Genomic DNA, 7,745 nt, shown 5'->3' with positions numbered 1-7,745 from the left:
TCGGTTCATTCACCCACACGGATAAATGGCCCCTCACGCACGGTGCCATTGCGCCTGACGCAATCCACCAACCTGATACCATCGCGTTTCCCACAGCTGTCACGGAAAACGGCCATGCAACTCCCGGACATGAACCTGCTCGTCGCCCTCGACGCCCTGCTCGACGAAGGCAGCGTGGTCGGTGCCGCCCAGCGCATGAACCTGAGCCCGGCGGCCATGAGCCGCACCCTGGGGCGTATCCGCGAGGCCATGGGCGATCCGATCCTGGTGCGCGCCGGTCGTGGCCTGGTGCCGACGCCCCGGGCGCTGGCCCTGCGTGATCAGGTGCATGGCTTGGTCGAACAAGCCGGGCAGGTATTTCGCAGCGGTGACGATGTCGACCTGGTCAACCTGGACCGAGCCTTCAACATTCGCACCAATGACCTGTTCATCGCCCTGTACGGTGCCCAACTGCTGCGCATGATGCTGGCCCAGGCACCAAACACCGTGCTGCGTTTTGTGCCAGAGGGCAGTGGTGACGATGATGCAGTGCTGCGCAATGGGCAAATCGACTTGATTATCAGCTCCGCCGTCGAACTGGGCCCGGAAATCAAGGTTCAGAGCCTGTTCAATACCTACTTCGTGGGCCTGGCGCGTGAAGGGCACCCGATCTTCGATGACCAGATTACCCCGGAGCGCTTCGCCGCCTATCCGCAAATAAGCGTGTCACGCCGTGGCCGGGCCAATGGGCCTATCGATGTAGCGCTGGCCAATCACAAGGTGGAGCGGCGGGTGGCGTTGATCACGACGAGTTTTCACTCCGCGATGTTTTCGCTGCCGGACTCGGACTTGATCCTGCCCATACCAGCCAACATCCTTAACAGTGTGAACCGGCTGAAACTGCCATTGCGCTCTTTCGAGATCCCCGTGCCATTGGAAAAGGTCAATGTCATGCAGGCGTGGCACCCTCGGTTCGATAACGATCCGGCGCACCGCTGGCTACGGCAGACGCTGAAGGCGTGTGGCAGCATCGATCCTTGATGTCGCCGATGCGCCTGTTACCGGCCTATGCGCAGTACGGTGCACTACAGACTCAATCTGTCACCTGATATTTTTGCCAGTTTTTTTTGGGTGTATGTAGCGCTAACGTCGCAGTTGCCATATGGCGAATAGGAGCAGATTGAAATGAACAATATTAAAGCTGGCGGCTTTTTCAAGGTGCAGGGCACTTTCACTGCACCGGATTATTCGCAAGAAATTGACACTCAGTTTAAAATGTTAATTCCTTCACCATATTCATTGACAGCCGCTCGCGCAGAGGGGTTTGGTGAACATGATTTTGAGCTTTTGCTGGTCAATGAAGAAGGTTTTGAGTCTGGAATCTCCTACCCGGTGGGTGCACAAGATGATGCTGCTTATTCTTTTGTAGTCTTTCACTTTAGGTGGCAATCGTTTGTTGGGCGCGCTTATTCGGGTGAAATCACTATCGAGGAGATCTCAGATACTTTGATGAAAGGCAGCTTGGAGTTGTCCTTTAAACAGGCTGTTGAAGGAATAGATTGTAAATTGACCGGAACTTTCGATGTTACGTCTTGACGTCGCGCATTGATTCGAGACCTTGAGCGAACGTACGCCGGTCAACGGCCTAGGTTCTGTGTGAAAAGTTTTGTGGGAGCGGGCTTGCCCAGCGATGGAGTGCGAAGCGCCTCTGTACCCGATATCAAATAGTGTCAAAGACGTTGCGAGTTCAGGCTTTGCTGCCGCGTTGCGGCAGATCGCGGGGCAAGCCCGCTCCCACGAACGCCAGTACAAGGTGGGGTTTCGTGGGAGCGGGCTTGCCCCGCGATTGTCATGGATTGCGTCTGACGCAACATAAACCTTCCAACAAGTCAGTTTTCGTCAGCATTCGACCTTCTTAGACTTCCCCCAGCCCTGAATTTGTTGCTGGAGATGTCATTCCATGAGTTCCCTGACCGCGCCCTCTGCCGCGCTGGCCGCCGCCCCCGCGCCGGCCGCCCCTGTGCAGACGGCGTTCGGCCTGCGGGTGGTGGTGGGGCTGTTCGGCGTGTTGTTGGCGGTGCTGTGCGCCGGGCTCAACGAGTCGGTGACCAAGATTTCCCTGAGCGACATCCGTGGCGCCATGGGCATCGGTGCCGACGAAGGCGCCTGGCTGCTGGCGGTGTACAGCGCCGCCTCGGTGTCGGCCATGGCCTTTGCGCCGTGGCTGGCCACCACCTTCTCGCTGCGCCGCTTCACCATGTCCGCCGTCGGCCTGTTCGCCGTGCTTGGCCTGATCCAACCCCTCGCCCCCAACCTGCACAGCCTGATGCTGCTACGCGTGCTGCAGGGCTTCGCCTCCGGTGCCCTGCCACCGATGCTGATGAGCGTGGCGCTGCGCTTCCTGCCGCCGGGCATCAAGGTCTACGGCCTGGCCTGCTACGCCCTGACCGCCACCTTCGGGCCCAACCTGGGCACACCGTTGGCGGGCCTGTGGACCGAATACGTCGGCTGGCAGTGGGCGTTCTGGCAGATCATCCTGCCTTCCTTGCTGGCCATCGCCTGCGTGGGCTGGGGCCTGCCCCAGGACCCGCTGCGCCTGGAGCGCTTCAAGCAGTTCGACTGGCGCGGCCTGCTGCTCGGCCTGCCGGCGATCAGCAGCATCGTCCTTGGCCTGTCGCTGGGCGATCGCTGGGGCTGGTTCGACTCGCCGCTGATCTGCTGGCTGCTCGGCGGTGGCCTGCTGCTGCTGGTGCTGTTCATGTACAACGAATGGTCCGAGCCGCTGCCGTTCTTCCAGCTGCGCATGCTGTCGCGGCGCAACCTGAGCTTTGCCCTGGTGACCCTGGCCGGGGTACTGATCGTACTCTCTGGGGTGGGCAGCATTCCGTCTGCGTACCTGGCACAGATCCAGGGCTACCGCCCAGCGCAAACCAGCCCGCTGATGATGCTGGTGGCCATGCCGCAACTGCTGGCCCTGCCGTTGACGGCGGCGCTGTGCAACATCCGCGCGGTGGACTGCCGCTGGGTGCTGGCGCTGGGCCTGGCGATGCTGGCGGCGTCGTGCGTGGGCAGCAGCCTCCTCACCTCGCAGTGGATCCGCGGCGACTTCTACCCCTTCTACCTGCTGCAGGTGTTCGGCCAGCCGATGGCGGTGCTGCCGTTGCTGATGCTTTCGACCAACGGCATGACCCCGCAGGAAGGCCCGTTCGCCTCCAGCTGGTTCAACACGGTCAAGGGCCTGTCGGCGGTGATCGCCGGTGGCCTGCTCGATGCCCTGGGCACCGTGCGCCGACATTTCCATTCCAACCACCTGGTCGACCGCCTGGGCAATGCGCCACTGATCGACGACAACACCGCCGGCCTGGCCAAGCGCATTCATGACCAGGCCCTGGTGCTGACCTCGGCCGACCTTTACCTGGTGATGGCAGGCTTCGCCGTCGCCCTGATCTGCCTGATCCCCTTCGTGCCTACCCGCATCTATCCACCGCGTGCGGTGGCCTGAGCCTGTGGATGAATTCGAGACATTGAAATGACCAACAACCGCAAAACGCTTTTCATCGGCTCGGTTCTGGCCGTGGCCGTGCTGGCTGGCATCGTCGGGCCCTGGATGCTCGGCAGCGATCATCGCCAGAGCACCAACGATGCCTACATCACCGCCGACTACACCGTGGTCGCGCCCAAGGTGGCGGGCTTCATCAAGGAGGTGCTGGTAGAGGACAACCAGCAAGTCACCGCCGGCCAGTTATTGGCGACCATCGACCCGCGTGACTACCAGGCCGCCCTCGATGCGGCCCAGGCCCAATTGCTGGTGGCCAAGGCCCAGAGCCTGGACGCCCGCGCCACCCTGGAGCGCCAGGCGGCGGTGATCGCCCAGGCTGAGGCCGCGGTGAAGGCGGCCCAGGCCGAGGCGGCGTTTGCCGACCATGAAGTCAACCGCTACGGCCGTCTGGCCGAGCAGGGCGCTGGCACCGTGCAGAATGCTCAGCAGGCGCGCAGCCGGGTCGACCAGGCCCGGGCACGGCTGGCCAACGTACAAGCGGCGCTGGTGGCCACGCGCAAGCAGGTGGACATCCTCAGCGCCCAGGTGGCCAGCGCCGATGGCCAGCTCAAACGTGCCGAAGCGGGGCTGGAGAAAGCTCAGCTGGACCTGTCCTACACCCGCATCACCGCGCCGGTGGATGGCATGGTCGGCGAGCGAGCCCTGCGCGTGGGGGCCTACGTGAATCCGGGGGCACGGCTGCTGTCGGTGGTGCCGCTGGAGCGCGCCTATATCGTCGGCAATTTCCAGGAAACCCAGCTGACCCACGTGCAGCCGGGCCAGCCGGTGAGCATCAGCGTCGATACCTTCTCCGGTGAAAAGCTGCACGGTCATGTCGAAAGCATCGCCCCGGCCACTGGGGTGACCTTCGCGGCGGTCAAGCCGGACAACGCCACCGGCAACTTCACAAAGGTGGTGCAGCGCATCCCGGTGAAGATCGTCTTCGATGACGGCCAGCCGCTGCTTGCACGCCTGCGGGTGGGCATGTCGGTGGAGGCGACCATCGATACCCAGGGGGACCGGCTCGACGGCAAAGAGGTGACTGCGCGATGAGTGGGCAGGTTGAGATTTTCGCGGCCGATGGGGCTGCTGCGCAGCCCTTTCGCGGCGCAAGGCCGCTCCTACAAGGGATCGCGGTCGCCTGTAGGAGCGGCCTTGTGTCGCGAAAGGGGCGCGCAGCGGCCCCCGTGCTGCTAGCCATGCTGCTGGCCGGCTGCACCCTGGGCCCGAATTTCCAACGCCCGAGCAGCGAAGCGCCAAAGGAGTGGGCCGCCCTGCAAGGTGAGGCTGCGGCCAGCCAACCGGTGGCTGAGCCGTTGGAGCTGCGTTGGTGGGACAGTTTCCATGATGCGCAGTTGAGTGCGCTGATCCAGAAGGTCGCCGAGCGCAACCTCGACCTGCAGATGGCCAGCGCGCGCCTGCTGCAAAGCCGCGCCCTGCGCAGCACCGTGGCCGCCGACGAAATGCCTTCGGTGGACGCGAACGCCGGCTACAGCCGTGCGCGCAACAGCGCCGAAGGTTTGAGCGATCCATCGGGCAAGGCGGGCAAATCGGCCTTCAACCTCTGGCAGGGCGACCTGGTCGCCGGCTGGGAACTGGACCTGTGGGGCCGTGTGCGGCGCCAGGTCGAGGCGGCCGATGCCAGCGTCGAAGTGGCTGAGAACGACCGCCGCGGGGTGCTGCTGGCCTTGCTGTCGGAAACCGCCGGCAACTACATCCAGCTGCGCGCCGTGCAGCACACCCTCGAGGTGACCCAGGACAACCTCAAGGTCGCCCGTCACAGCCTGAAACTGTCCGAAGACCGCCAGGCCGAGGGCGTTGCCACGCGCCTGGATGTGGCCCAGGCCAGCGCCCAGGTGGCGTCGATCGAGTCGCGCCTGCCCAGCCTGGAAGCCCGCCGCGACGACCTGATCAACGCCCTCAGCCTGCTCGCCGCCGAACCGCCGCGCAGCTTGCAGGCTGAGTTGCTGCAGGGCGGCGAACTGCCCACGCCGCAGCAGAAGTTTGCCATCGGCTTGCCGTCCGAACTGGCCGAGCGCCGCCCGGACATCCGCCAGGCCGAAGCCCGCCTGCATGCGGCCACCGCCAGCATCGGCGTGGCCAAGGCCGACTTCTACCCGAGCATTCGCCTGTCGGGCAGTGTCGGTTTCCAGGCCATGCAGCTGTCCGATTTCGGCGCCTGGGATTCACGCCGTTTTGCCTTCGGGCCGCAGCTGTCGCTGCCGATTTTCGAGGGTGGGCGGCTCAAGGGCACGCTGGAGCTGCGCGAAGCCCAGCAACAGGAAGCGGCGCTGAACTACCGCAAGGTGGTGCTGGGCGCCTGGCATGAGATCGACGACGTGCTGCGCCTGTACAACGCCAGCCAGCTGCGCCGCGACCACTTGGCCGAGGCGGTGCGGCAGAACCGCATCGCCCTGGAGACGGCGCAGCGCCAGTACGTGGAAGGGGCGGTGGACTTTCTCAATGTGCTGACCGTGCAGGGTGCGCTGCTGGCCAGCGAAGAGCAGTGGATCGACAGCTCGGCGGCGGTGTCGCAGGCGTTGGTGGGGTTGTACAAGGCCCTGGGTGGCGGCTGGCAGGCGTTCGACCAGGAACTGTGTTCGCCAGTGCGCCACATACCCTGTGGGAGCGGCTTTAGCCGCGAAGCAGGCGGCGCGGTGGATGGCACCGGCTCTGCCGGTGTTCGCGGCTAAAGCCGCTCCCACAGTTCGATGAGGGGCGACTTGCCCCGCGATGACGTCAGAGCGGGCGCAACAAACCGAATCGCTTGCGCAGCACCCAATCCAGCAACCTCTGCGGCAGCACCCGCGCCATCAACGGCAACGCCGTGCTGCCATTGCCGATACGCACCAGCGCCGGCACTGGCGACTTGCGCGTAGCGGCCAGCAAGCGCTGGGCAAACACCGCCGCCGAAGTCGGCCGATCCTGCGAAGCCCGCGCCCGGGCCTGCACCTGCTCACGCAACGGCCACCACGGTGAATCGCTCGCCAGCACCTGTTCTGCCTGTTGCTGGGCATTGCTGGCGAACTGCGAGGCAATCGCCCCCGGCTGCACTTCCATCACCCGGATACCGAACGGCGCCAGCTCCAGGCGCAGCGCGTCGGTCAGCCCATGCACCGCCGCCTTCGAGGCGCAGTAGGCACCGGCGAATGGCGTGACCAGCACGCCCGAGACACTGCCGATGTTCACCACCAGCCCACGGGAACGGCGCAGCAGCGGGAACAGCGCGCGGGTCACGCCCACCAGGGCGAAGACGTTGGTTTCGAACTGTTGGCGCATGGCCTCGACACCGCCGTCGAGCAGTGGGCCCATGGCGCCGTAGCCGGCGTTGTTGATGAGGATGTCGAGGCCGCCGTGGCGGTCTTCCAGCTCGTCGGCCAGGCGGGTCAGTGCCTCGCTGTCATTCACATCCAGTTGCCGAGCGGCGAAACCGGCGGCGAGCAGGGTGTCGACATCGTCGAGCTTGCGGGCGGTGGCCCAGACTTCGTGGCCGGCATCGCGGAAGGCGTCGGCCAGGGCGCGGCCGATGCCGCTGGAACAACCGGTGATGAGGACGGTGGGCATCTTTGAGGCCTTTCATGAAGGGAGGTTTGTGTTGGCTGTTCTGGCCTCTTCGCGGGTAAACCCGCTCCCACAGGTATCGCACAGGCCTTGAATACTGTGGGGTACCTGTGGGAGCGGGTTCACCCGCGAAGAGGCCGGTACAGGCAAAGCATCAATTGGCGAATGTACCCTGCAGATGCTCGGCACGAAACTCCAGGGTCTGCGGCCGATACCCCGAACGCAACGGTGGCACTGGCAGGCAGTCGCTCCACTCGGCGCCGGGCTGCAATTCGCCCGGGCCGCGATAGCGCGGTGCTGCATAGGTGTTCTCGGCAAGGTTCACGGTATCGCCCGGGGCATAGGCGCCCACGCGCCAGCGTAGTTCTGACAAGGGGACGTTGTTGCCGTTCTTCATGCGCACCTGCAGGGCGCGGTCGGCGGGGCATTGATCGGGGGCGTAACTCAGACGCAGATCGAGGCGCGCCAGTTGCGACGCTTCGCGGCTGTCCTGCCAGGCGACGCCCAGTGCCACCAGCCCCAGGCCGCACACGGCCGCCAGGGAAATCGGCAGGGCCTTGGCCGGGTAGCGCAGCAGCAGAATCAGCCAGGTGAGGACGAGCAGGGCGCCGATGATCATGGTGGAGCAGGCCTTGGTGGCGGGGGTTTGATCATCCTAGCGGGAAAA

Annotated in this window: 6 protein-coding genes and 1 pseudogene; 5 read left to right on the top strand and 2 right to left on the bottom strand. The window is 64.6% G+C overall.

The genetic code is table 11. From position 1 onward, the window contains the following. The first annotated feature begins 114 nt into the window (after window positions 1-114). The 5 genes and pseudogenes from ACQ4N9_RS26080 to ACQ4N9_RS26060 form a co-directional block, all read left to right on the top strand. On the top strand, window positions 115-1,020 hold the full coding sequence (locus ACQ4N9_RS26080; RefSeq protein ID WP_390967002.1) for a LysR family transcriptional regulator: 906 nt from the start codon (window positions 115-117) through the stop codon (window positions 1,018-1,020). A gap of 144 nt (window positions 1,021-1,164) precedes the next feature. Beyond that, window positions 1,165-1,575 carry a hypothetical protein gene (locus tag ACQ4N9_RS26075; protein WP_390967004.1) on the top strand — a complete coding sequence of 137 codons (411 nt, stop codon included), beginning with the start codon at window positions 1,165-1,167 and terminating at the stop codon, window positions 1,573-1,575. Between the two features lie 364 nt (window positions 1,576-1,939). Next, a complete protein-coding gene (locus ACQ4N9_RS26070; protein ID WP_390967006.1) occupies window positions 1,940-3,481 on the top strand; it encodes an MFS transporter in 1,542 nt (513 codons plus the stop codon). 27 nt (window positions 3,482-3,508) lie between these two features. Further along, complete coding sequence (locus ACQ4N9_RS26065) at window positions 3,509-4,570, top strand: HlyD family secretion protein (RefSeq protein WP_390967008.1); 1,062 nt, start codon at window positions 3,509-3,511, stop codon at window positions 4,568-4,570. Window positions 4,571-4,716: 146 nt separating this feature from the next. Then, window positions 4,717-6,111, top strand: a pseudogene (locus ACQ4N9_RS26060) (efflux transporter outer membrane subunit); the annotation flags it as partial. Between the two features lie 145 nt (window positions 6,112-6,256). Here ACQ4N9_RS26060 and ACQ4N9_RS26055 read toward each other — a convergent pair. Beyond that, window positions 6,257-7,081, bottom strand: coding sequence for an SDR family oxidoreductase (locus ACQ4N9_RS26055; protein WP_232882164.1), 825 nt, complete (start codon window positions 7,079-7,081; stop codon window positions 6,257-6,259). 151 nt (window positions 7,082-7,232) lie between these two features. After that, window positions 7,233-7,697 carry a multidrug transporter gene (locus ACQ4N9_RS26050; RefSeq protein WP_390967010.1) on the bottom strand — a complete coding sequence of 155 codons (465 nt, stop codon included), beginning with the start codon at window positions 7,695-7,697 and terminating at the stop codon, window positions 7,233-7,235. Between the last annotated feature and the right edge of the window lie 48 nt (window positions 7,698-7,745).

This window comes from Pseudomonas sp. ES1 (assembly GCF_050586605.1).
Classification (GTDB): Bacteria; Pseudomonadota; Gammaproteobacteria; order Pseudomonadales; family Pseudomonadaceae; genus Aquipseudomonas; species Aquipseudomonas sichuanensis.
The sequence above is the reverse complement of the archived record's forward strand: the minus strand, read 5'-3'. Positions and strand labels throughout refer to the sequence as shown.

Excerpts from the sequence above, each read along its gene's own strand:
- ACQ4N9_RS26075 (WP_390967004.1), top strand. The coding sequence starts at position 1,165 with ATGAACAATATTAAAGCTGGCGGCTTTTTCAAGGTGCAGGGCACTTTC.
- ACQ4N9_RS26050 (WP_390967010.1), bottom strand. The coding sequence starts at position 7,697 with ATGATCATCGGCGCCCTGCTCGTCCTCACCTGGCTGATTCTGCTGCTG.
- ACQ4N9_RS26070 (WP_390967006.1), top strand. The coding sequence starts at position 1,940 with ATGAGTTCCCTGACCGCGCCCTCTGCCGCGCTGGCCGCCGCCCCCGCG.
- ACQ4N9_RS26055 (WP_232882164.1), bottom strand. The coding sequence starts at position 7,081 with ATGCCCACCGTCCTCATCACCGGTTGTTCCAGCGGCATCGGCCGCGCC.
- ACQ4N9_RS26065 (WP_390967008.1), top strand. The coding sequence starts at position 3,509 with ATGACCAACAACCGCAAAACGCTTTTCATCGGCTCGGTTCTGGCCGTG.
- ACQ4N9_RS26080 (WP_390967002.1), top strand. The coding sequence starts at position 115 with ATGCAACTCCCGGACATGAACCTGCTCGTCGCCCTCGACGCCCTGCTC.